21 protein-coding genes are annotated in these 24,738 nt (G+C 41.6%); 3 read left to right on the forward strand and 18 right to left on the reverse strand.

The features are described from left to right. Nucleotides 1–40: 40 nt before the first annotated feature. On the forward strand, nt 41–1,036 hold the full coding sequence (locus JOC77_RS03685) for a DUF4003 family protein (protein ID WP_204538747.1): 996 nt from the start codon (nt 41–43) through the stop codon (nt 1,034–1,036). A gap of 496 nt (nt 1,037–1,532) precedes the next feature. Here the strand turns inward: JOC77_RS03685 and JOC77_RS03690 are convergent, their stop codons facing one another. From JOC77_RS03690 to JOC77_RS03705, 4 genes are all read right to left on the reverse strand, one after another. Continuing rightward, nucleotides 1,533–2,861 carry an MATE family efflux transporter gene (locus JOC77_RS03690; protein WP_204538750.1) on the reverse strand — a complete coding sequence of 443 codons (1,329 nt, stop codon included), beginning with the start codon at nt 2,859–2,861 and terminating at the stop codon, nt 1,533–1,535. Nucleotides 2,862–2,914: 53 nt separating this feature from the next. Beyond that, the gene (locus JOC77_RS03695) at nt 2,915–3,577 is read right to left on the reverse strand and encodes a Dph6-related ATP pyrophosphatase (protein ID WP_204538753.1); all 663 of its coding nucleotides are present in this window, start codon (nt 3,575–3,577) and stop codon (nt 2,915–2,917) included. Nucleotides 3,578–3,699: 122 nt separating this feature from the next. After that, nucleotides 3,700–4,743: a cytochrome d ubiquinol oxidase subunit II gene (locus JOC77_RS03700; RefSeq protein WP_204538756.1), complete on the reverse strand. Its 1,044-nt coding sequence runs from the start codon at nt 4,741–4,743 to the stop codon at nt 3,700–3,702. A 12-nt stretch (nt 4,744–4,755) separates the two neighbouring features. Beyond that, nucleotides 4,756–6,114: a cytochrome ubiquinol oxidase subunit I gene (locus JOC77_RS03705; protein ID WP_204539188.1), complete on the reverse strand. Its 1,359-nt coding sequence runs from the start codon at nt 6,112–6,114 to the stop codon at nt 4,756–4,758. A gap of 136 nt (nt 6,115–6,250) precedes the next feature. Between JOC77_RS03705 and JOC77_RS03710 the strand changes: the two genes are divergently transcribed. Then, nucleotides 6,251–7,240 carry a glycine-rich domain-containing protein gene (locus JOC77_RS03710; RefSeq protein WP_204538759.1) on the forward strand — a complete coding sequence of 330 codons (990 nt, stop codon included), beginning with the start codon at nt 6,251–6,253 and terminating at the stop codon, nt 7,238–7,240. 258 nt (nt 7,241–7,498) lie between these two features. Here JOC77_RS03710 and JOC77_RS03715 read toward each other — a convergent pair whose 3' ends face one another. From JOC77_RS03715 to JOC77_RS03775, 13 genes are all read right to left on the reverse strand, one after another. Beyond that, a complete protein-coding gene (locus JOC77_RS03715; protein WP_204538762.1) occupies nt 7,499–9,028 on the reverse strand; it encodes an acyl-CoA carboxylase subunit beta in 1,530 nt (509 codons plus the stop codon). A 25-nt stretch (nt 9,029–9,053) separates the two neighbouring features. Beyond that, nucleotides 9,054–9,836, reverse strand: a complete 783-nt coding sequence (locus JOC77_RS03720) for an enoyl-CoA hydratase (protein ID WP_204539191.1) — start codon at nt 9,834–9,836, stop codon at nt 9,054–9,056. A gap of 28 nt (nt 9,837–9,864) precedes the next feature. Further along, nucleotides 9,865–10,770 carry a hydroxymethylglutaryl-CoA lyase gene (locus tag JOC77_RS03725; protein WP_204538765.1) on the reverse strand — a complete coding sequence of 302 codons (906 nt, stop codon included), beginning with the start codon at nt 10,768–10,770 and terminating at the stop codon, nt 9,865–9,867. Between the two features lie 20 nt (nt 10,771–10,790). Then, a complete protein-coding gene (locus JOC77_RS03730; protein ID WP_204538768.1) occupies nt 10,791–11,003 on the reverse strand; it encodes an acetyl-CoA carboxylase biotin carboxyl carrier protein subunit in 213 nt (70 codons plus the stop codon). Between the two features lie 12 nt (nt 11,004–11,015). Beyond that, on the reverse strand, nt 11,016–12,374 hold the full coding sequence (locus JOC77_RS03735) for an acetyl-CoA carboxylase biotin carboxylase subunit (RefSeq protein WP_204538771.1): 1,359 nt from the start codon (nt 12,372–12,374) through the stop codon (nt 11,016–11,018). A gap of 14 nt (nt 12,375–12,388) precedes the next feature. Further along, nucleotides 12,389–14,023 carry an AMP-binding protein gene (locus tag JOC77_RS03740; protein WP_204539194.1) on the reverse strand — a complete coding sequence of 545 codons (1,635 nt, stop codon included), beginning with the start codon at nt 14,021–14,023 and terminating at the stop codon, nt 12,389–12,391. A 76-nt stretch (nt 14,024–14,099) separates the two neighbouring features. Further along, a complete protein-coding gene (locus JOC77_RS03745) occupies nt 14,100–15,242 on the reverse strand; it encodes an acyl-CoA dehydrogenase (protein ID WP_204538774.1) in 1,143 nt (380 codons plus the stop codon). A 74-nt stretch (nt 15,243–15,316) separates the two neighbouring features. Continuing rightward, entirely contained in the window at nt 15,317–15,961 is a 645-nt protein-coding gene (locus tag JOC77_RS03750) for a TetR/AcrR family transcriptional regulator (protein ID WP_204539196.1), read from the reverse strand. 182 nt (nt 15,962–16,143) lie between these two features. Then, complete coding sequence (locus tag JOC77_RS03755) at nt 16,144–16,620, reverse strand: staygreen family protein (RefSeq protein ID WP_204538779.1); 477 nt, start codon at nt 16,618–16,620, stop codon at nt 16,144–16,146. 427 nt (nt 16,621–17,047) lie between these two features. Beyond that, nucleotides 17,048–17,815 (reverse strand): DUF4931 domain-containing protein, encoded by a 768-nt coding sequence (locus JOC77_RS03760; protein WP_204538782.1) that lies wholly within the window; start codon nt 17,813–17,815, stop codon nt 17,048–17,050. Between the two features lie 98 nt (nt 17,816–17,913). After that, complete coding sequence (gene parC, locus JOC77_RS03765; protein ID WP_204538785.1) at nt 17,914–20,355, reverse strand: DNA topoisomerase IV subunit A; 2,442 nt, start codon at nt 20,353–20,355, stop codon at nt 17,914–17,916. Between the two features lie 2 nt (nt 20,356–20,357). Then, nucleotides 20,358–22,331 (reverse strand): DNA topoisomerase IV subunit B, encoded by a 1,974-nt coding sequence (parE, locus tag JOC77_RS03770; protein ID WP_204538788.1) that lies wholly within the window; start codon nt 22,329–22,331, stop codon nt 20,358–20,360. Nucleotides 22,332–22,757: 426 nt separating this feature from the next. Beyond that, the gene (locus JOC77_RS03775; protein WP_204539199.1) at nt 22,758–23,174 is read right to left on the reverse strand and encodes a CoA-binding protein; all 417 of its coding nucleotides are present in this window, start codon (nt 23,172–23,174) and stop codon (nt 22,758–22,760) included. Between the two features lie 242 nt (nt 23,175–23,416). Here JOC77_RS03775 and plsY point away from each other — a divergent pair, with 242 nt between their 5' ends. Beyond that, on the forward strand, nt 23,417–24,013 hold the full coding sequence (plsY, locus tag JOC77_RS03780; protein ID WP_204538791.1) for a glycerol-3-phosphate 1-O-acyltransferase PlsY: 597 nt from the start codon (nt 23,417–23,419) through the stop codon (nt 24,011–24,013). Nucleotides 24,014–24,334: 321 nt separating this feature from the next. On the opposite strand, the gene JOC77_RS03785 is transcribed toward plsY, so the two are convergent. Continuing rightward, complete coding sequence (locus JOC77_RS03785; protein ID WP_204538794.1) at nt 24,335–24,613, reverse strand: hypothetical protein; 279 nt, start codon at nt 24,611–24,613, stop codon at nt 24,335–24,337. Between the last annotated feature and the right edge of the window lie 125 nt (nt 24,614–24,738).

Genomic DNA, 24,738 nt, shown 5'->3' on the forward strand with positions numbered 1-24,738 from the left:
ACATCGTATAGAAAAGAAAGATTCTATTGGGAGTGATTAAATGTCTTCTTGGTTACCTAATAAAGACGCAGAAGTATACCGGGATATTTTTTTGCAGCTGAAAAGCGAATTAAGATGGAGGGTATCGGACTCGCGGAGTTTAATGATGATCTCTGCCATGTATGTTGTAAACAGCAAATCTTTAAACGTTAAAAAGCTGATCTCATTAAGTTCAGTTATTAAAGACAGTGTAGGAGCATTCTCAGCCTTAAAATCGTTTGTACGTTACAATCTGGCTGCCATGCTTCTCGTCAGGTATGAAAATCCTGAAGAGAAATTTGCTGAATTACTTAGGATTTATAACCGGATGGTTGAAAAAGGATTTTCCCGAGGAACCTTTACTTATCTTTCGGCCTTTTGCGTTTTATCCAGAACCGATGCAAGCATAATTGAAGAAGATCTTATTGAGAAAGCTCTATCCCTCTATAAAGCTATGAAAAAGGAACATTACTTTTTAACATCTGTCTCTGATTATCCTCTCGCCATCCTTCTTGCTCAAAATGAAGGACCAATAGAAGATCTGATAGGAAGAATGGAATATTTTTATAGGCAGCTTTCTGCTGGTCCATTTGCCAAAAGTGATCAGCTTCAATTCTTGAGCCATATTCTGACTTTGGAACAAAACACGGAAAACAAGGTGCTAGCTGACAGGTGCATGGAGATATATCAAGCATTTAAGGATAATGGAATTAAGCCTAAGAACAGTACGTACCCTGCAATAGGTTTGCTTTCACTGTTGGATAATCCTAATGAAGAAATAATTTCAATTGTAGAGCTTACAAATTCCCTCAATTCAGAAAAAGTGTTCAAATGGTATAAAACAGAAAATTTTATGATGGCTGTTCACCTTATCATGAGTAACAAAATACAAAATGCAGAAATTATAGATACTGGAATATTTACAGCAATAGAGACAATCATCCAGGCGCAGCAGGCAGCCATGACTGCAGCCATGGTTAGTGTTTCAGCGGCTGCTGCTTCTGGCGGCGGAGAGTGAAGAAAGAAAACCGTAGTGCAGAGCCGCGGAAGCTTAGATAACGGAAGCTAAGCATAAATACAAGGAATCCGCATACACCTTGATAGCTAAGTATAAGCCGAGTAAAATCAGCATGAAACCATTACTCTTAAGCATAAAACTCCGAAACTAAAGCATAAAATTCTAAAACTAAAGCATAAAAAACTAAAACTAAAGCATAAAAAACTAAAACTTAATCATAAGCTAAACCTGGAGCTTCTAATCTGGTAGTAAAGGTCGCTTTTATCATTTTTCTTGCAGCTAAAACCTTCTCCCCAGCATTAAATTTTCTAATAACTGGCCAAAATAGTTAGTAAAATGATATTTTTTGCCCTGTACTTTTTTAGTCCGCTAGAAATCGATTGTCATAATAAAAATAGATCCATAAAGATAAGACCAAACCATGATATGATTTGGTCTTATGTTTTAACAATGTTTGAAGGCAAAAGAACTGAGTTAAATAATTTTATCTCATTGGCTAAAAAATCTTTTTCTCTTTCCATGTTCCATACCGATAATATAAAACGGCAAATATACTGCTGATGAAAAAGCTGGCTCCCATCCCAATACCGATTCCTGAGGATCCAAAGAGATTGGAACAAAGGTAAGTTAACGGAAATCTTAAGACCCAGAAGGATATGATATTTAATACAAGAACTGCCATCATGGCTCCGGATGCCCGTACCACTCCGTTTAATATAAAATTAATCCCCAGGAACGGATAAAAAAAACAAATAATCTTTAAATATTGAGTCCCAAATGCGACGGCTTCTTTGTCTTCGATAAACAGTCTTATTCCCCATTCAGCGAATAAAAAGACAAACAGTGCTATAGAAAGCATGATCAGCAGGTTATAGATTACAGCATATAAGGATATTTTATGAACTCTGTCCCATCTGCTTTTCCCAATGTTCTGCCCGGCCATACTATTGACCGCCGTTCCCAGTGCATGTGCGGGAAGCATGAGAATACTATCAAGTCTTTGAGCTGCTCCAAAGCCAGCTACAACTGAATTGCCATAGGAAGTGACCACACTCATAATGGCCATCAAGCCGGCTGAGATCACACTCATCTGAAGTCCAGAAGGAATCCCAAGCTTCAGGATCATAAAGGTTTCTTCTTTGCCAGGGATTTTCGGTAAAGAGAGCGGCATGATTTTCTGCCTTATTATATATATAAGTCCATAAAAAAAAGAAAAACCCTGTGAAAGAATTGTTGCATACGCAGCCCCTTCGATCCCTAAATCGAAAACAGATATAAAAATAGGATCGAGCACTGTATTCAAGATCACAGCCATTAATATGAATCTTAATGGAGCCTTACTATTCCCCATTGCCCTTAGTATGGTTCCAATAAAGTTGTAGCCAAATAAGAAGACGATACCTATTAAGTTAATCTGAAGATATGATACGGCCTGTGGAATCACCTCTGCTGGAGTCCCCATCAGTTTTAAGATGAATTCAGAGAGCAGAAAACCAGCTGCACCAAGGACTAATGATAAAGAAAATAAAATAACCACAAAGCCATTTAGATATCTCTTCAACCCTTCCTCATTATCCCTGCCCTTTGCTTGCGATAATATCGTGAGAGCAGCATTGTTTATTCCGATTATAAAGGATAAGATAGTAAAAATGACCGTGCTTGAAACTGATACGGCCCCGAGAGCGCTTGACCCAATTAAGTTCCCAACCCACAAACTATCAATAAATTGATAAGAGGTCTGCAGTAAGTTTGCTAATAATATAGGAGTAGAAAAAACAATCAGCTTCTTGAATAAATTTCCAGAAGTAAAATCATGCTGTACCACTTATTAGACTCCCTTTCTGTTCATAATGCAGGGTTTGAGTGTCCCCTTCACTTTTATAGGCGAACGTCCGCAAAAACCCATCGGTCTGCTGTTTTTTCGGGTAATTGAAGGCTGAATGAAATTGGACTGCTGAAGATGGGGCCATCATAAACAAACGTATGATATTCACCATTCTCACCGCATGCATCTATACCCTCTGGAAAGCTATTCATAAGCTCTTTTGTCAGTATCTTCCCAAGATAATCAAGCGAGAGCTTTTCAGAATCAATGGCAGCAATGACCGCTTTCCAACCTTCATCGACTAAAGTGTTCACAAATTCTGAAGTATTTCTACCCCATAATGGAACAAGCAGTTGAAAGCCGAACTTTTCTAATAGTTTTTCCTTATAGATCTTAACGTCTTCTAAAAATAAGTCTCCATATGCTATTTTCGTCACACCATATGTTTCTTTAAAATAATTCATAGCGGTTATTAAACCATTTTCAAATTCTTCTGCATTAAACAAATCCATTTTGATTTTATAAAGCGGCAGGCCGATCTGATTGGCTTGTTTTTCTATTAAACGCTCATTAATATGATGGCTGGTTGATTTTCCATCATTTGTACAGGTAGTTACGAGAGAAACCACTTCATATTGTGTTCCCATTTGCAGTTCATGAAGCAGAAAAGCAGAATCTTTACCAGATGAGAAAGCAAGTACTATTTTCTCACGCATCAGTCTTTTTCCCCTTTATTTAATCTACAGCCGCTTTAGATGGCGAAGCCTGGCCTTATGTCTATTTTATATGATAAATGATCCTTGAACAGCAAAAAGCACCGCCAATAAGAATTGGGGTGCTACTCCTCGCTTTGCTGCAGGCTTTTGTTTTTCATAAACAGGCTCCAGAAGTAATAAAAGCCCGGGAAAAGAATGGCGAAACCGACTACATATACAATGAAAACCGCCCGGAATGAATTGGGATCCGTAAATCCTGATTGAATGGTCACATTCGGGTATACAATGTATGGTAAATGAGCCTGGCCATATACATAGCTTGCCAGCAGATATTGAACGATGGCTATAACAACAGCTACCCGTGGAATGCCGCGTGTCCCTTTCTTACCCGGAATGATTAAGGCTATACCGGCTAATAAAAAACATATCGCAGATGCAATTAAGAGCGGGACATTTTTCATCATTTCACTAAAAATCCAGCTTGCTTCCCTTTCCAGGGTAAACATTATAAAAAATGCACTTATTAATGACAGCGGACCAGTAATGATAGCATCCCGTTTATATACATCATATGCCCTCATGTCATCCGAGGTTTTAGAATAGTCAGCAAGCAGGAGAGATGATAGAAACAATGAACTGCTTATCGCGAAAGCCATAAATGCATACACATTCGGACTCGTAAACAATCTGGCCAAAGACAAAGATTCCCTGCCATCCACTTCAATTACATATCCCCCCTGCGAAATGGGAAGTACGGCCATCAATAAGGCCGGGATAATAATACCTGATATTCCGGATACATATACCAAATGCCGTTTATATTTTTCAGCAGTGTGCGAAAATACAAGGAACGCACTTCGAATGGCCAGCAGCAATAAAATTAGGCTGCCTGGTACTAGCAGAATGGTCCCAAGAGAATAGGCAGCGCGTGGAAACATGCTGTAGATGGCAACCACTAATGCGACAATAAATACATTGGATACCTCCCATGTTGGTGATAAATAGCGGTTTGCAATGTTGGTTGCATTTGTCTTTTTGCGGTTGATGTAAATCATGGACCAAAACCCGGCACCAAAATCCATGGATCCCATAACAGCATATATAAAAACAAAGCCCCAGATTAATGTAATGGCTAATATTTCATCAGTTAATGTTAATCCTGTCATTTTTGCCCCCCCTTAATGAACCGTATAATTTTTATCATCTCCATCCGTCTGATTGGAAAGATCGTTCATCAGCGGATGCCTTTTGAAATAATAATAAAGTACTGCAATAACAGCTACACCCAGGAGCAAGTACACCAATACGAAAAGCATATACAAGGTTCCTAAATTAGTCTGGCTTGTCACTGAGTCAGCCGTACTGAGCACATGATAGATGGTCCATGGCTGCCTTCCTGTGCAGGCGAGGATCCATCCGAATTCAATAGCAAGTACGGAAAGGGGGCCAGATAGTGTTACTGCCCATAAGAGCCATTTAGGGACTGCCTCTTTTTTAAGAAATTTGATCCAGAATACACCTAATACGGCGATCAGGAGTGTATACATTCCTATCCCTACCATGCCGTTGAACATCGTATGAACAAAAAGAGGCGGCCAGTGCTCTCTCGGAAATTCATTTAATCCCCGTACCACAGTATCAAAGCTATTTCCAGCCAGAAAACTTAAAGCCCATGGGATTTCAATGCCCCATTTGACTTCCTGTGTGTCCGGATCTACCGTACCTCCGATTAACAGCGGTGCATGTGACTGCGTTTCAAACAGACCTTCCGCTGCTGCCAGCTTTTCCGGCTGATATTCATGAAGATGCTGAGCGGAAGCATGCCCGTTTAGAGAGCTTAGTAAGGCGATGATCCCTCCTGTTACCAGGCTCATGACCAGAGCTTTGGAATGAAATTTGTAAGACCTGCTCCCAGGCGAATTCCTTAGCATCTTATAAGCAGCTGTAGCTCCCATAACAAAAGCGCCAGTCATGAGGGCTGTCAGTGCAACATGCCCTGCGGTCACATAGAAACTTGGATTAAAGAAAGCAGCCCATGGATCAACATCCACAATATGGCCGTTTTCAACCCTGAAACCAGCCGGAGTACTTTCAAATGCATGGACATTTGATATTAATACACCGGAAGCCAGTGCCCCGAATGTTACCAGCGTCAGAGATATGATCCTCGCTTTCGCGGAAATCCGATCATATGCATATACATAAATGGAAAGAAACAACGCTTCAATAAAGAAAGCATAAATTTCAATCTGAAAAGGCAATGCCATAACACGGCCTATGACTTCCATAAATCCAGGCCAAAGCAAGGAAAGAGAGACACCGGCAATAGTTCCGGAGGGGATAGCGATCCCGAGAAGTACCCCCTTTGCCTTCGTCCATCTTTTAGCCATAATGGAAAAATCCTGATCCTTTGTTTTTAAAAACAGCAGCTCTGAAATCAAAATCATAAAAGGGATGCCGATTCCAAGGGTGGCAAAAATAATATGAAAAGCCATTGTTGTGCCGAACATGGCTCTCGCAATAACTAAATCGCTCACAGTCATCACCATTTCCTCTACCAGTTTTTCTTTAATTTCTTCAAAATGGAAATTATTATTCATAAATGAAGGATATAGCATGGTTACATATAGAATGTAAATGAATAGATATTTGACGAAAAAAGGGGGATTCTGCATGGAAGAGGTTTTAGCTGGTGTCATCGTTTTAGCTGGGATCTTTTTAGCCGCTGTGTATAGTAAACGGTGGTTTCCTGTTGATAGAAACCGTTTAAAATCTATTATGATTCCTGATAATCTTGGAGTAAAACCAAATCTGGGGCTTGAACCGCTGGCAGAAAAATTGGAGAAAGCCTGGAACGAAGAATATGCTGATCACGTAAAACTCCGGGTTCTGGAAGAGGGAAAAGTTACTTCAGCAGATTATGATTGGTATGAGCTTGAATTGAAACGGTTTTTTATGATGTCATCCCTGCTGAAGAATGTGCCTATGTATAATGATTCTGTAGATGAAATCTGGCATGAGATGCTGATGTTTACTAAAAACTATGAAACGTTCAGTAATGACTTTGCCGGGGAGTATATACATCATCAGCCTAATGTTTCTAAAGATTCCTCCTCTGAAGAATTCTATGCAAAAAATAACGCGGACAGAGCGTGGTTTGAATGGATTTACACAAACCTTTTTGAATGGTCGCCAAACACTGAAATCATTTATGGTCCTTTTAAATTCCACTTAGATCAGGCTATACTGCTGGATATCGAAACAAGCACAATGTCTGACCTTTTAACAACACGCTTCAAACCTAAAAATAAAGAAGCTGAAGCGGCTGTGGAGCTTTTAATCTCAAAAATGAAAAATGACATTTATGCTATAAAGAATCTTGAACCGTCTAATTACAAAATAAACCTGACAAAGAATTCAAGTACCGATCCACTTATGCTCCAAACGATGTTATTTACTTCCTACTATGGAATTGAAAATCAGGAAATCGAGAAAGAAATGGTACGAAGCAAATGTTCGGGATGGTCTTCCTGCACTGTAACCTACTCCAGTGATAAACATGACAAGAATCACCAGGATCAAAGCTCCTGCAGATCAAACCACTCTTGTTCAGGCTCCAGCTGCTCTTCCAGTTCCTGCGGCAGCTCCTGTGGGAGTTCATAAAATTTAAGGTGCATCAGCATAAGATCTTTGTATGAAATTTTACAGGAGAATAGATTAGCCAGCCTTATTCAAGCAGAAAGTCATTATGACCTATATATATTTAGTTAAAACAAAAAAAGCTGTTGACGAATTCAACAGCTCTTTTCATATGTGATTAAAATTGTGGTTTATTACTCAATTGCAATTCCCTGTTTTTTTAGTATACTTCAACTCAAAACGGAATTCGGTTACGGTTATAGTGATTTTCTTTTACTCATTTTAAACAGGATATACGCCATGTTTCCTGGTTGTGAAATGAAGCTGTTTGGTTGCGTATGCTTCAAATCGGGTGATCAGTTCATTTCTCAGGCGGTCTGGCTGAACGATATCATCTATCACCATTTCTGATGCGAGACGATAAATATCAATGTCCTGTTTATATTCTTCTCGTTTTAATTCGATGAACGCTGCACGTTCTTCCGGTGGCAGGTCTTTAATTTTGTTCGCATACACGGCATTTACCGCAGCTTCAGGACCCATAACGGCAATCGATGCACTTGGCAGCGCAAGGCAGCAGTCCGGTTCAAAGGCAGGTCCGGCCATGGCATAAAGCCCTGCTCCATACGCCTTTCTGACAACAACCGAGATTTTGGGCACAGTGGCTTCACACATCGCCGAAATCATTTTTGCCCCATGGCGGATAATTCCCGCTTGTTCTACCTTTGTTCCGATCATGAAACCGGGAATATCAGCAAGGAACAAAAGCGGTATATGGAAAGCGTCACATAAATTAATAAATTTGGCTGCTTTGTCTGCTGAATCCGGGAAAAGCACTCCTCCTTTGACGCGCGGCTGGTTGGCAAGTATACCGACAGGCTTTCCATTCATCCGGGCAAGGCCTGTAATTAATTCTGGAGCAAACAGCTTTTTAATTTCACAAAATGAACCGCTGTCAATCAGATTATCAATAAGATCGTACATCTGAAAAGGTGCGTTTTGATTTTGCGGCAGCAGCTCAGAAATCGGCTTCACATCTTCACGGGGACCAGCTGGGTCCAGGACAGGAGGCCTTTCACTGAAATTGGCTCCAAAATAAGATAGATATTTCCTGGCGAAAGCGATTGCTTCCTCTTCAGATTTCGCCATTACATCTCCGCATCCCGATTGGGAGCAATGCATTCGGGCGCCGCCCATCTGCTCTTCGGTCACTTTTTCCCCTATAACCATTTCTGCCATTCTCGGCGAGCCAAGATACATAGAGGCATTGCCTTCAACCATTACGACAATATCACAAAAGGCTGGAATATAGGCTCCTCCTGCGGCAGAAGGTCCAAATAGCAGGCAAATCTGAGGCACTCTTCCAGATAATTTGACCTGATTGTAGAAGATCCGGCCTGCTCCCCTTCTTCCAGGGAACATTTCTACTTGATCGGTGATTCTTGCACCCGCTGAATCAACTAGATACAGCATAGGTATATTCAGTTTTTCAGCGGTTTCCTGGATACGGATGATTTTTTCTACCGTCCTTGCCCCCCATGAACCTGCTTTTACAGTGGAATCATTAGCCATTACGCATACGGTCTGGCCATTAATTTTGCCTATGCCTGTTACAACTCCGTCGGCCGGAAGCCCTTCTGCACTGCAGTTTGCGAAGAATGCATCCTCAAAATCCATCCCTTCATCAAAAAGCAGGCTTAGGCGTTCCCGGACAAAAAGTTTTCCTTTTTCCGAATTTTTTTGGTGGTATTTCTCTGATCCGCCCTTCTGGATCTTTTCAACGGTTTCCTTCAGCTTTTCTTGAATTGTCATGACTGACCTCCATCCTCTATCATCATTATTCCCCTGTGTAGCGCGGCTGGCGTTTTTCTTTAAATGCGATCAGGCCTTCTAATCGATCCTTCGTAGGGAGAGTCACGCTATAGCATTGCTCCTCTATCTTCAGTCCGGTAGCAAGGTCAGTCTGCATCCCAAGATCAATGGCCCGCTTTGCCTGCATAACTGCGATAGGAGCATTTTTCGCAATCTCAGCACCCAGGCTGCCTGCCGCCTCCATTAAGTCAGGTAGCGGGACGGCCTTAGAAATTAAACCTGCTTCTACGGCTTCCTCAGCAGTCAGTCTTCTAGCTGTATAAATAAGTTCTTTAGCTTTGCTCATACCAATTAAGCGCGGCAGCCTCTGTGTTCCGCCTGCACCAGGAATGATGCCAAGAGATGTTTCCGTTAATCCCATTTTTGCTGTCTCGGAAGCTATTCGTATATCACAGGCTAGTGCAAGCTCTAAGCCGCCGCCAAAGCAGGCGCCGTTTATGGCAGCGATAACGGGCTGCGGCAGATTTTCCAGCTTCCTGACTGTTTCTCCGATTAAGGAAACTGTCTGCTTCACTTCTACTGGGCTCATTCCCGCTCGCTCTTTTAGATCGGCTCCCGCACAGAAAGCCTTTTCACCTGCACCTGTTAGAATAACGGCTCTTACATCGTTATTTAGCCCGATTTTTGTAAGGGTGTCTCCCAAATCCCTTAGAAGCTCCAATGATAAGGCATTTGCCGCTTCAGGACGGTTTAAAGTAATAAAGGCAGCACCATTTTCAGTTATTTGTAGATTAATAGATGTACGGATCATTATCACCCCATAGAAAGAAAGGTATTTAAGCCTTCGCAGCATTGTATACGGCCATTTGATGGCTGGGAAGCCGCGAATGCATTTTTTGCTGTAAAAAGGAGCCGGCTTTCAGCAGCTTATCCTGCTCGATTCCTGTATCAATTCCCATTTTTTCAAGCATATGCACTAAATCATCAGTAGCAACATTACCTGAAGCCCCGGGTGCATATGGACAGCCGCCAAGGCCGCCAAGTGCAGAATCAAATGTATCAAAGCCCATTTCCAATGCTTTTAGAATATTGGCCAGCGCCATTCCTCTTGTATCATGAAAGTGGAGGGCAAAATTGGCTCCTTTAAAGTTCTTCAGGCAGTTTTCGAGCACTTCTTCAACCTGTCTTGGATTGGCAACTCCAATCGTATCGCCAAGCGAAAGTTCATCAATACCCATTTCAAAAAGCCTATCGCATACAGTCATCACTTGATCCATAGAAACTCTTCCTTCATATGGACAGCCAAATACCGTCGATAGATACCCTCTTACTTTTTTTCCCTCTTGAAGGGCAAGCTTCACAGTTTCATGAAGGACAGGGTATGTATCTTGTATGGATTTATTGATATTTTTTTGATTATGGCTTTCAGAGGTTGACATGAACACCGCAATCTCATCCATATTGGCTTCTAGCGCACCTTCGAGACCCTTTAGGTTAGGAACCAGGGCGGCATAAGTTACACCTGGATTTCTCCTTATTCCTTTGGCCACTTCAAGGGAATCTGCCAGCTGAGGAATCCATTTAGGATTAACAAACGAAGTGACTTCTATATACGATAATCCCGTCTCTGAAAGAGAATCAATCCACCCGATTTTAGTATCAGAGGGAATGATTTTTTTTTCATTTTGAAGCCCATCTCTTGGACCCACTTCCTTGATTTTTACTTTTTCAGGCCACCTCATCACTATTCCTCCAGACCCCATTAATCTATGGTCGCAAGCACATCCCCGTCATTCACAAAGTCGCCTTCATTTACTTTGATTTCTGAGATTATACCTTCCTGTTCAGAAGCTATAGGAATTTCCATTTTCATAGATTCAAGAATGATAATATCCTGGCCTTCCGTTACTTTTTCCCCTGGAGCGACTAATACTTTCCAAACGCTTCCTGCCATGTTTGATTTAATTTCTGCCATTTTGTGATCCTCCTATGATGAAACTGTGTTTGTTTTTAGTATGTTCTTTTGAATAAAATCAGTTGTAGTATCGCCGGACTGAAAGGCTTCATGGGAAACAATATCGACCAGCAGCGGAATATTCGTCTTAATGCCTTCCACTCTATATTGAGCAAGCGCTTCCTTTAACCTGGATACCGCCTCACTTCTGGTACATCCTTTAACGATCAGTTTAGCAATCATTGGATCGTAAAAAGGTGTGACATTCGAAGTGGAGGTTACTCCAAGTTCATGACGGATACCGGCGCCTTGCGGAAGCTTAAGATCTGTGATTTTTCCTGGTGAAGGATACATGGTTTTGGGGTCTTCTGCATATATCCGCACTTCGATTGCATGGCCGTCCAAAATGATGTCCTTCTGCTCAAATCTAAGGCTCTCTCCGGAAGCAATTCTAATCTGCTCTTCCACAAGATCAAGGCCGGTTATTTCCTCTGTAATTGGGTGTTCTACCTGCAAACGGGTATTCATTTCCAGAAAGTAATAATTCTTATCTTCATCCACTAAGAACTCTATAGTTCCCGCATTGGTATAACCGATTGTTTTTGCGGCTGCAGCAGCCGCTTTTCCCATGGCTTCCCTTGTTTCCGCATCCAAAAACGGTGAGGGCGCTTCCTCTAATACCTTTTGGTGGCGCCGCTGGATGGAGCATTCCCGCTCCCAGAGATATACGGTATTCCCATCAGCATCAGACAAAATCTGAATCTCAATATGCCTTGGCTTTTCAATCAATTTTTCCAGAAACATATCTCCGTTTCCGAAGAACATCAAGGCGCGTTTCTGGTTGCCTTCAAAAGCCTTTCTCAGCTCAGCCTCATTGCTGCAGGCCTGCATCCCGATTCCTCCGCCCCCGGCAGAAGCTTTTAACATAACCGGATATCCGAAATTCCCTGCGAGCTCAGCCGCTTCATCCGCATCTTTAAGCGGCCGGGAAATTCCGGGCACCAAAGGGAGACCTGCTGCTTCCATCGCAATTCTCGATTCCACTTTTTTTCCCATCAGTGAGATTACATCTGGAGTCGGGCCGATAAAAACGATTCCCTCCTGCTCGCACTTCTGGGCAAATTCAGCATTCTCACTAATAAATCCATAACCAGGATGAATGCCATCTGCCTTAGTCTGTCTGGCAATTTCAAGAATTCTGTTGCTGTTTAAATAACTCTCCTGGACTCTGGGGCCGCCCAGCAAATAAGCTTCATCTGCATGCTCGACAAAAGGGGCATCTTTATCAGCTTCCGAATAGACAGCTACTGTCTTGATCCCAAGCCTTGTGCAGGTTTTAATGATTCTTTCAGCGATTTCTCCCCTGTTTGCTATTAGTATTTTTTTTAACAAAACCATTCCCCCTATTAGGATCTGACATTAATTAGATTCAGAGAAAGCTCCCTTAGCTTAAATTTTTGAATTTTTCCGGAAGCTGTCATCGGGTACTCTTTCGTAAATTCAATATATCGCGGTATTTTATGCTTTGAAATTTTGCCTTTGCAGTAAGCTTTTATATCCTCTGAAGTAAGCTGCCGGCCCTCACGCGGAATAATCCAGGCCATCACTTCTTCCCCATATTTCTTATCAGGTACACCAATGATCTGCACATCCAGGATTTGAGGATGAGTGTATAAAAACTCTTCTATTTCGCGTGGATAAATGTTCTCGCCGCCTCGGATGATCATATCCTTAAGCCTGCCTGTTATCCTGCAATATCCGTTTTCATCCATGACAGCCAGGTCTCCTGTATGCAGCCATCCTTCATAATCAATGGCCTCCTTTGTTGCATCAGGGTCTTTATAATACCCTTTCATCACATGATACCCTCTCGTACATAGCTCCCCCTGCACCCCTCGAGGAACTTCTTCATTGGTTCCCGGACGGACCATTTTCACTTCCACATTAGGAAGAGCTCTGCCTACAGATGAAACTCTCAGTTCTAGCGGATCATCTGTGCGGGTCTGAGTAATAACCGGCGAAGATTCGGTCTGGCCGTAGGCAATGGTGATTTCTTTTGCACCCATTTTCTCTACAACTGCCTTCATAACTTCCATGGGACAATTAGATCCTGCCATTATTCCAGTGCGTAGTGTAGAAAGATCATAAGAATCAAAGTCATCCAGGCTGAGCTCAGTGATAAACATAGTCGGCACACCATGAAGCCCCGTACACCTTTCATCCTGCACTGTTTGTAAAACCGTTCTTGGGTTAAATTCCTGGATTGGCACCATGGTTGCACCAACTGAAACACAGGCCATTGTTCCAAGCACGCAGCCAAAACAGTGGAAAAAAGGAACAGGAATACATAGTCGGTCATTGTGGGTGAGCTTCATGCAATTAGCAATGTTGAAGCCATTGTTTACAACATTTGAATGGGTGAGCATAACCCCTTTTGGAAAACCAGTTGTACCGGATGTATACTGCATATTGATGACATCGTCCCAATGTAGAGAGTTCATCCGGAAATCAAGTTCTTCCTCGGAGACCTTCTCTTTTCCAGCCAGGACCTCATTCCAGCTGAAGGTACCTGGAAATTTTTTATTGCCCATAACAATTACATTTCTTAAAAGGGGCAGCTTTTTTGACTGCAGCCTGCCCGGTTCGCATTCCCTTAATTCAGGAATAATTTGATACAAGGTATCCATATAAGAATGTCCCTTATATTCTTCCATTAAAATAAGAGTTTTTGAGTCTGACTGCCTTAATAAAAATTCAAGCTCATGCGCCTGATAATTCGTATTTACAGTTACCAGGACACCTCCCATTTTCCCGGTTGAAAACTGGCTGATCAGCCATTCTGGAGTATTGGCTGCCCATATGGCTATATGATCCCCTTTTTCAATATTCAAGCTCATAAGGCCTCTCGCTGCATCCCGGCAGACGCTGTTAAATTCTTCATAGCTGTAACGCAGGTTCCGGTCTGCATAGACCATCGCCTCTGTTTTGGGTTGTCTAGCTGCTACATCCTCTAATAATTGTCCTATTGACACTTGTAAGATTTTAGCCACTGTTATCCCCCTCTCACTCTAAAAGAATTAATCTGCAAGCATACTGTGAGCTAAAAAATCTGGTATATTAGCATCCTAGCTGTCTAGAAATAACTAATCGCTGAATTTCAGAGGTACCTTCGCCAATTTCAAGAAGCTTGGCATCTCTCAAATATCTTTCCACTTCGTATTCCTTCATATAGCCGTATCCGCCGTGAATCTGGATGGCCTGGTTGCAGGTTCTGAAGGCCATTTCTGTGGCGAACAGCTTTGCATAAGCAGATTCCTTGGTAAATGGCTTCTTTTGATCCTTCAGCCACGCTGCTTTATAAACCATATTTCGTGCAAGCTCAATTTCCATAGCCATATCTGCAAGTTTGAATCCGATTGCCTGAAACTGAGAAATAGGCTTGCCGAATTGGACCCGCTCTTTGGAATATTGGAGTGCTTTCTCAAATGCAGCCTGCGCAAGCCCGACTGCTAATGCTGCTATGGAAATCCTTCCGCCGTCCAGGGTATAAAGGAACTGCTTAAAACCTTTATTCGGATCTCCTAAAATATTCTCTTTTGGCACCCGGACATCCTCTAAAACAATTTGAGAAGTATTAGAGGCGCGCACACCCATTTTGTCATAATCGCTGGTAATCGTTAATCCTGGAGTGTCAGTCGGTACCAGGAATGCTGAAATAATATTTTTGCCTCTCTCATCCTTTCCTGATACAGCCGTAACAGTCAGCGTTTTAGCATAGCCAGCATTCGTGATCCAGCATTTTTCGCCATTAATCACATATTCGTCGCCTTCAAGCACTGCCCGGGTTCTTGTACCGCCCGCATCCGAGCCAGCGTTTGGTTCGGTAAGGCCGAACGAAGCAAGTGCTTCCCCTTTTACAAGAGGCACTAAAAATTTTTGTTTTTGTTCTTCGGTTCCGAAGTAATAGATCGGGCTTGATCCAAGAGAAACAGCGGCCGCATAGCTCAGCCCGGTTCCTCCGCATGCTTTCCCAATTTCTTCAACTGCGATGGCATAAGAAATGGTATCTCCGCCAGAACCGCCATATTCTTCAGGGAAAGGAATGCCCAGTAGACCTAATTCTCCTATTTTTTTGAAAACCTCTTCTGGAAATCTTGAGTCACGGTCCAGCTCAAAAGCAATAGGTTTTATTTCTCTTTCTGCAAAGTCCTGTACCATTTCCTTTATCATCTGCTGCTCTTTGGATAATGAAAAGTCCATATAAATCCTCCTCAAATAAGTTTTAGCCTAGAGACCGACTGGTTGGTCTGTCCAAGACAAAGATTGTAAGCGCTTTATATTTGGTCCTGATTAATATCGCTTTTTAAGAAAAATGATTGGTATTCCTTTTTTTGTTTCGCTTGTTCTGTGAGCAGGCTGTTTAAAATGAGGTCCACAAATATATTGCCTATATCTTCAATCGTTTTTTCGCCGCCCGGCTGATACCATTTATATGTCCAGTTAACCATGCCAAGTATAGTCATTCCTGTAATATCTACAGGTACTTCCGAACGGAATTCACCCGATTCTTTACCTTCTTCCAGACATTTGAAAATGAGTTTCTTGTAGGAGTCGCGTTTCTTCTTAATTTCTTCTGTATATTCGGGCTTAAGATATATACTTTCCTGGTAAAAAACAGAGATGTGAGGCTTGTAGAGATGAAATACTTTAACAAAAGACTGAATAATCTTCTGCAGCTTTTCTGTGGGGTTTTTACTTGATGAGTCTGCTTCTTTCGCTTTAGTTAATACATATGAAATAAAATAATCATGGATGACATATAGCAGTTCATCCTTAGATTGAAAATGGTGGTAAAAGCCGCCCTTCGATGTACCGCTTTCGGCCACTATTTGACTGACCGTGACACCATGAAATCCATGCATCTCAAAAAGCTTAAGAGATGTTTCAATGATTCTGTCCTTTAATTCCGTTGTTTTCAGCTCCTCTCATAACAATGGGCCTTAATTAAATATTAGATAATTATGTATTGTCTGTCAATTGATGAGGTAAAAATTCATCAAAAGTGAGGGACAGACCAAGAACCTAGCCCGCCCCTCTGTTTTCATTCTGTAGTGTTTCTGCGGCAAATCGGACATTGTTAACATACCTGATATTCATATACTCAAGCATTCGCCATTCTGCTCTTCTGCAGAAACTGCCGTGGAGTTCCGAAATAGAGCATTTTATTACAGGATGGATATACAGATTCAAAGTGAATATAAATCGGGCAGTCTAGGAGCCAGGGAAAATACTCGAAAAATGCCTGATCACCATAGATGATAGCCTCTAATGCCTGATCCATTTCCCTTTCAAAAATTGAAAAACGGATTTTTGCAGCATTCTCACTATATTCATTTCCTCCGACATATACTTTCCCCGCAAGAACGTATTGCCCCATTTGAGGAATCCACTCCGCAAGCACTTCATCTCTAAGACTTTGATTAACGGCTTTTGCATTATACTCTGAACCAATGCTTAAAAATAAGTCACCGGTACGCTCCGAATGTGTTAATGTATATTTTCTGCCATCTGCCGGCATAAATACTGTCGTCATCGGCATATAAGTTGTAATTAAATTTTTTGAATGAAAGTTTGGCATGGCAAGCTTTTTCTCCTTTCAATGCAGTGGATTACTCTTGCCATATTTTATGATAGAAGCCTATCCACTGTGACAAACTCCTATGCTGAATCCATTCTCCTTTTTCGTATTCCCAAAAAGAGATCATCTCAAGGACAGCGCCTGCACGATATACCCCGCTTATCCGATGTATCCCCTGTACTCTGGCTCTTCCAGCCGTACTTCCAATCCGTTTTATTGAAAAATATGAACCACTTACATACCGTTCTCTTTCTAATAGCTTGTGTGCATGGGCACCAGCCTCTGCATGAAACCCGACAACCTGCACAAATTGCTTAACAAAAGTGCAGCGGAATAGTTTTTGAACATAAACACCCTACACCTCCTGCTATTAAAAAGCTAATTTGTATAGATAGCGACAAATTATAAGGGTGAGAAAATATAAACATTATAAGTGGTATAGAGTGCGGATCTTTTTTATCGTTTCTTCCAAATTATTAGATACCTGCGAAAGAGAATACCCGATAAATAAAGGAGAAGCTACAAACCTCGGGACAACTTTACAAATAATGGCCCCCTCCCGGTGGTAAAAAAACAGGTTATAGCTGTTACAGCTTTTATGTAAATGATTAAGAATATAATGAGCAGTGATCTGAAGGAAATCCGCAAATGTATCGAGTCTTCTTTTGTTTTTTAATATAATGTTGAATTCGACAAAACCCATAATGGGGTGGGTGGATACATTAAACACAATCTCCTCATCCTCTGCTATGGGTAAGCCGGCAAAGTACTGGTTCAATATTTTTTTGTTATAATCGGCATATTTGAGCCCTACAATCTGCATATGCGGATGATGTATGGTGCCGCCAGACAAAGGTCCATGATTTTTATAAAAAATAACCGATTTGTACTCTTTTGTATGTATCATTTCTTCCCATTTTTTTATAGCGAATTCCAGCAGAATTAATAGATGTGTTTTTTTGTAGGTAGATATATCTGCATGGCAGTCATCTGTTTCAATGATTAAGGTTTGAAAGGTATCTTTTAAGGTAGGAAATTTATTTTTAAGGTACAGAATGGGACCTTTTTGGTCCAAAATATCTGTCAAAGATTCCCGATTACAAAAAGGACAATCTGTTTTGCGGTTCACCATGCTATTCGGCTTCTCCAAGCCAATATTATTTTGAAAGAATAACAAATCATTTTCTTTCTCCATTTATTACAGCTCCTTCACTCTAACTATTTTCTATTTTACATGTCTTTTCAGGTTTATGACAAAAAGAAAACCCGGCTATAAGCCGGGTCAGTTAGGAGTTATTGAGTTCCAGAGTCCTTATCAGGATGCTCTGCCCACATTTCAATTGCTTTTCCGTTTTCCACTTCATCAATAATGAATGATCCGTTTGTATACCGGTCATTGAATCGAATAGAAGAAGCTGTTGTACTTTCTAATACACCTTTTTCAGTAAGAAGATAAATAACCGTATCATCCTTGGCAACGACTGCACCAATTACCCGGTGAGGGTTTGATTTAAGCTCCCTGAGCATTACTACGCCTCGTTTGGCACGTGAGGACTTTTCAAATTCCTTAAGCTTCATCCGTTTTACAGCACCACGCTGAGTTGATATGACTATGCTCTGCTTATCGGGATAATCTATAATTTTGCCTGCTGTGACAAAATCCCCTTCTTTCAGATTAATGCCTTTCACACCTGCTGCCCGGGCCCCGACTATATTAATCTCTTCTTCATTAAACCACAAAGAAAGTCCAAAATGTGTAGCGAGAAATACATCTTTAGAGCCGTCGGTTATATGGACATCCACCACTTCATCGCCGGCTTTTAAATTAATAGCGACCAACGGCTTCGAATGGCGCTGAGCTTTATATAAACTTAACTCGCTTTTTTTAGCCATTCCATTTTTCGTAAAGAATAACAGAAATTCTGGTTTATCAAAATCGCGTACTGGGATCGCTTTAATAATTTGTTCTTCCCGATTAATCGGAACAAGGCTCGCAATATGCTGGCCAGTATCCTTCCAGCGTACATCCGGAAGCTGGTGGACTGGGCAATAGAGGTAATTCCCTTTATTCGTGAATACAAGAAGAACATCTGTTGTATTCATCTCAAACATGGATAGAAGGCGGTCGGAGTCCTTCATCCCATAATCCTGGCCGCCAGAGGCAGAATACGATCGGAGGCTTGTACGCTTTACATATCCTTCTTTCGTAACCGTGACCATAACGTCTTCACTTGCGATCAGCACCTCAAGATTGATTTTCAGCTCCTCTATTTCCTGTTCAATCCTGCTTCGGCGCACATCATTAAATTGCTTGCGGACTTCTTTCAGTTCTTTTTTGATAACAGAGAACAGTTTCTTCTCGCTTTCAAGAATGGCTCTCAGTTCTTCAATTTTTCGTTTCAGCTCATCAGCTTCCTGCTGAAGCGCCGTAATATCAGTATTTGTTAGTCTGTATAACTGTAAAGAAACGATAGCCTCTGCCTGTGGTTCAGTAAAACCAAACTGCTGCATCAAATTTTCCTTAGCGTTCTTTTTATCCTTGGAAGCCCGGATGGCAGCAATTACTTCATCCAAAATGGAAAGAGCACGCATCAGACCCTGGACAATGTGCTCCCGGTCTAAGGCTTTGTTTAACTCATAACGCGAGCGGTTGATGATAACTTCTTTCCGGTGGTCAATATAGGCATCCAGCAGCTGGGTCAAGCCCATTAAAGTCGGCCGTTTTTTATAGATGGCAACCATGTTGAGATTATAAGGCACCTGCAGATCACTGTTCTTGTAGAGGTATTTTAGCACACCTTCAGCATCCGCTTCTTTTTTGAGCTCGACAACAATTCTGAGGCCTGTACGATCCGTTTCGTCGCGCACTTCTGAAATACCTTCCACTTTGCGGTCTAGACGGAATTCATCCATTTTTTTCACTAAATTAGCTTTGTTCACTTCATATGGGATTTCAGTTATCACAATCTGCTGTTTACCGCCGCGGATTGTTTCAATTTCTGCTTTTCCTCGGATGATAATTTTACCCTTACCCGTCTCATAAGCTTTTTTGATGCCATCGACTCCCTGAATAATACCGCCCGTTGGGAAATCTGGTCCTTTAATGACAGTCATTAAATCTTCAACTGAGCAGCCGGGATTGTCAATCCGCATCGTTGCCGCATCAATCACTTCACCGAGCTGATGAGGGGGAATTTCTGTTGCATAGCCTGCTGATATTCCGGTAGAACCGTTTACCAGAAGGTTAGGGTAGATGGCAGGAAGAACAACAGGTTCTTTTGCAGTATCGTCAAAGTTAGGAATGAAATCGACGGTCCTTTTGTCAATGTCACGCAACAGCTCTCCAGCAATGGCTGAAATACGGGCTTCTGTATAACGCATGGCAGCCGGCGGATCTCCGTCTAAGCTTCCGTTGTTTCCGTGCATCTCGATTAACACATTTCTTAGCTTCCAGTCCTGGCTCATCCTTACCATAGCATCATAAACGGAGGTGTCTCCGTGCGGATGGTAATTACCTATTACATTGCCAACCGTTTTTGCTGATTTACGGAAACCTTTATCATGTGTATTTCCCTCTTCATGCATGGCAAACAAAATTCTTCTTTGTACTGGTTTTAGCCCATCCCGTGCGTCAGGCAGTGCCCGGTCTTGAATAATATATTTGCTGTATCGTCCAAATCGGTCTCCAAGTACATCTTCAAGCGGGAGGTCGCGGAATTTTTCTACTGATGACATAATTATTGGACCTCCTCTTCAACGTGGATATTTTCATTTTCAAGTATGTTCGTTTCATCTTCTAAGCTAAAGGCAACATTGGATTCAATCCATTTCCGGCGCGGCTCTACTTTATCGCCCATCAGGGTTGTAACCCGTCTTTCTGCCCTAGCGATATCATCGATCCTCACACGGATCAGCGTTCTTGATTCGGGGTTCATTGTCGTTTCCCAAAGCTGATCAGCATTCATTTCACCTAAACCTTTATAGCGCTGGATCATATATCCCTTGCCGACCTTCTTCATAGCCCCCTGGAGCTCCTCATCGCTCCAGGCGTATTCCACTACTTCTTTTTTGCCGGCACCCTTAGATACCTTATACAAAGGCGGAAGTGCGATGTAAACCTTGCCAGCCTCAAACAGCGGCTTCATATAGCGGTAGAAGAACGTTAACAGCAATACCTGGATATGTGCCCCATCCGTATCAGCATCTGTCATAATGATGACTTTGTCATAATTAATGTCTTCTACGCTGAATTCAGGACCGACTCCCCCGCCGATCGCATGGATTATTGTATTAATCTCTTCGTTTTTAAATATGTCCTGAAGCTTTGCTTTTTCTGTGTTGATTACCTTGCCCCTAAGCGGAAGAACAGCCTGAAAACGCCGGTCACGGCCCTGTTTGGCCGACCCGCCTGCAGAATCTCCCTCAACCAGGTATATCTCGTTTCTTTGCGGATTGCGGGACTGAGCCGGAGTTAACTTCCCGGACAGGATGGCTTCATTTTTCTTTCTTTTTTTTCCTCCCCTGGCTTCTTCACGTGCTTTTCTTGCTGCTTCCCGGGCCTGGTAAGCTTTAATTGACTTTTTAATTAATAAGGAGCTGATATCAGGATTCTCGGCTAGAAAGTATGCGAGATGTTCAGAAACCATAGCATCTACGCTGGAACGCGCTTCGCTTGTCCCAAGCTTGCTTTTTGTCTGTCCTTCAAATTGCAGGAGTTCTTCAGGTATTCTTACCGAAACAATAGCTGAAAGTCCTTCGCGTATATCAGAGCCTTCCAGGTTCTTATCTTTCTCCTTTAATAACCCCATTTTACGCGCGTACTCATTGAAAACACGGGTCATAGCCGTTTTGGCACCCACTTCATGAGTACCGCCATCTTTTGTTCTTACATTATTAACAAAGCTGAGGATATTTTCAGAATATCCGTCGTTAAATTGAAAGGCAAAATCCACTTCTATGCTGTTTTGCTCTCCTTCTAAGCTTACTACCTTGTGCAGAGTGTCTTTTTCTTCGTTCAAATACTCAACAAAGGCTTGGATCCCTGTTTCATAATGAAACACTTCACGAAGGCGGTCACGCTCATCTACTAATTCTATTTTCATTCCCTTTAACAGAAAGGCAGACTCTCTCAGCCGTTCACATAAAGTTTCATAATTATAAGTTGTTGCTGAGAAAATGGATGGATCCGGCTTAAAGTAAATGGTTGTACCCGTCTGGTTTGTTTTGCCTACTTTTTCAAGCGTAGTCTCCGGCTTTCCGCCGTTAATAAAACGCTGCTGATAAACAAAGCCATCTCTTTTAATCGTAACGATGAGCCATTCGGAGAGCGCATTAACAACAGAGGCGCCTACCCCGTGGAGCCCTCCGCTTGTTTTATAGCCTCCCTGTCCAAATTTGCCGCCTGCGTGAAGGACAGTAAGAATAACTTCTGGAGTGGGTCTTCCTAATTTATGCATTCCGACAGGCATCCCTCTGCCTTTATCTTCCACTGAAATGCTATTGTCTTTATGAATCTTTACCGTTATATGATTTCCGTAGCCAGCCAGTGCTTCGTCTACAGAATTATCTACAATTTCATAGACTAGATGATGAAGTCCTCTCGTATCCGTGCTGCCAATATACATTCCGGGTCTTTTTCTAACCGCTTCAAGGCCCTCGAGTACCTGGATCGCATCATCATTATATTCAATTTGTTTAGCATTTCTTGACACTGAAAATCCCCTTTCTAAACACACGAAGCCGTTCTAAATCACAAAAACCCTTGTATTCTTTCTATAATGGATTTTTGTTTAGTTGATTCTTTTATTATAAAACAAATCCTGAAAAAGAACAAATGTTCGTATTTTATTTCTATTTTATCCCGCCAGGTCTTCTTTTTTGTCTGCTGGCATCTCACATTCATTTTAGCGGTTATTTCACATTTGGCAAATAAGCGTTTAAAAATTAAATAGATTCAGGCTGCATTAGCCGCTTATTCTTTCCTGATTGTAAAATGGTTTCTCCAATATTTTCAAGTTAAAGTTTTTCTCTTATTTGCGGAATATATGCAGTTGTCCTTCACTTTGCCCTGGTAAGTATATCACTTTTTTTATGCATAACAAAAGGGAGCAGTCAAATCTGCTCCCTTTAACAGCCGCTTATTTTGTAATCGCATGCTCAACCTTAATGCAGCGATCCATGATGACCGTATATCCTTTTTCCTTCAGAAAATCATAGGCTTCCTGATTATAAAGTCCAAGCTGGGCCCAGAAGATATCAGCATCGATCTCCGCAAATTCCTTTGCCACTCCGGGAAGGTATTCAGACCGGCGGAACACATTAACAATATCAACATGTCCTTCAATTTCTTTTAAAGTCTTTACAGGCGCAACCCCTAAAATTTCTTCCGCTGCAGTTGGATTTACGGGGATAATCTCGTATCCAGCTCTCTGCATGGCTTCGGATACCATGTAGGATGTTTTTTCAGGATTTTCCGACAGTCCTACAACCGCTATGCGCTTAGCCTTCTTTAATATTCTGCCTATCTCTTCACGCGACGGATTTTCTATATTCATTTCTTTCATCCCCTCCAGTGAAATTTTTGTTCCCAGCCAGTTGGTACTGCCCATTTATTATACCCCTTTTCCAGATAATGACTCTTTTTCCCTTATTTTTCCCTTGTTTTCGCGGATTGTTCCAGGAGCGATTTCTGCTACTCTAAACTTAGAAAAAAATTAATATTGCATCAACAATTAATGGATTTTTATTAAACTCATGGTAAAATAAAAAAACATTATGCTAGAAAGGGCTAGAAGATATGACAATAGTTGTTTTGGTACTGGCTTACCTGATCGGCTCTATTCCTTCTGGGCTGATTATCGGGAAGCTCTTCTATAAAACGGATATTAGGCAGCACGGAAGCGGTAATCTCGGGGGAACCAATACGTTCCGGATTCTTGGCAAAAAAGCGGGTATGATCGTCACCTTGATGGATATCCTGAAAGGAACGCTTGCTACAGTTCTACCCCTTCTTCTGGGTGTAGAGATTCATCCTCTGCTGGCAGGAGTATTCGCCGTATTGGGACATATGTATCCTATATTCGCAGGGTTTAAAGGCGGAAAAGCGGTTGCCACTTCAGGGGGATTAATCCTCGGCTATGTTCCCTTAATGTTTATAATGGTTTTAGCTATCTTTTTTATTTGCTTATACATAACGAAATACGTATCGCTTTCTTCTATTTTGACCGCTGTTAGTGCCTTAATTTATACGATCATCATCCGAGATATTCCTTTGATTATCGTAGTATCGGTTCTAGCCATATTTATCATCTACAGACATAGAGCAAATCTCGGCAGAATCAAGAATGGAACTGAACCGAAAATTAAATGGCTTTCCAAAAAACGGGTAGATTGAATCTATCTGTTTTTTCTTTAGGCTCCTTTCTTAAAGATTGTTGTTATTTAATAAGTTTTACAAAGTCATCTCATTGTTAAATTAGGTTGATTGGAGCGTAAGGTGCGAGACTCCTGCGGGAGCAGCGGGACAGGTCAGACCCCGCAGGCAAAGCCTAGGAGGCTCACCGCCCGCCCCGCGGAAAGCGAGCATCCTGGAGAGGAAATCAACCTCCTTGTTCGATAGCGACAAAGTTTGCGAAAACAGCCTTTCTTTAAAAAGAAACCAGCTAGAAATCCTATTGATCTTTGAAAAATTTCCATAAGATTTATGTCGTATGATTCATAGTAAGTGAAATATTGGGAAATATAAGAAAAGAGGAATAATAAGAAAATATGCTGTGACTATCAGTTCTTCCTGTTTTATCTTCTTTACGTTATATAAATAAAGAAGTGAACAAACGAAATAAGCCGGATAAATGACAAGGATGATAATCATAGCACCCAGCATTACATGGGCTGGACGATCCGTAAAATACGCAATAACGGGCACAGCGGTCCATTGCATGAAAACAAAGCAAACAAGCGACAGCCAGAAACCTGCAGGCAGCCAGCGCAGCATATATCCAACCCCTAACTGTAATTATAATCAGGCAAGCCCAGTTCTAGATGAAATCTCTCCTCCTTTATTTTATCCACATGATTACACAACATGCTTGTAATCTTCCAATGAAATACATAAAAAAT

It is taken from the genome of Peribacillus deserti (assembly GCF_016909175.1).
Classification (GTDB): Bacteria; Bacillota; Bacilli; order Bacillales; family DSM-1321; genus Paraperibacillus; species Paraperibacillus deserti.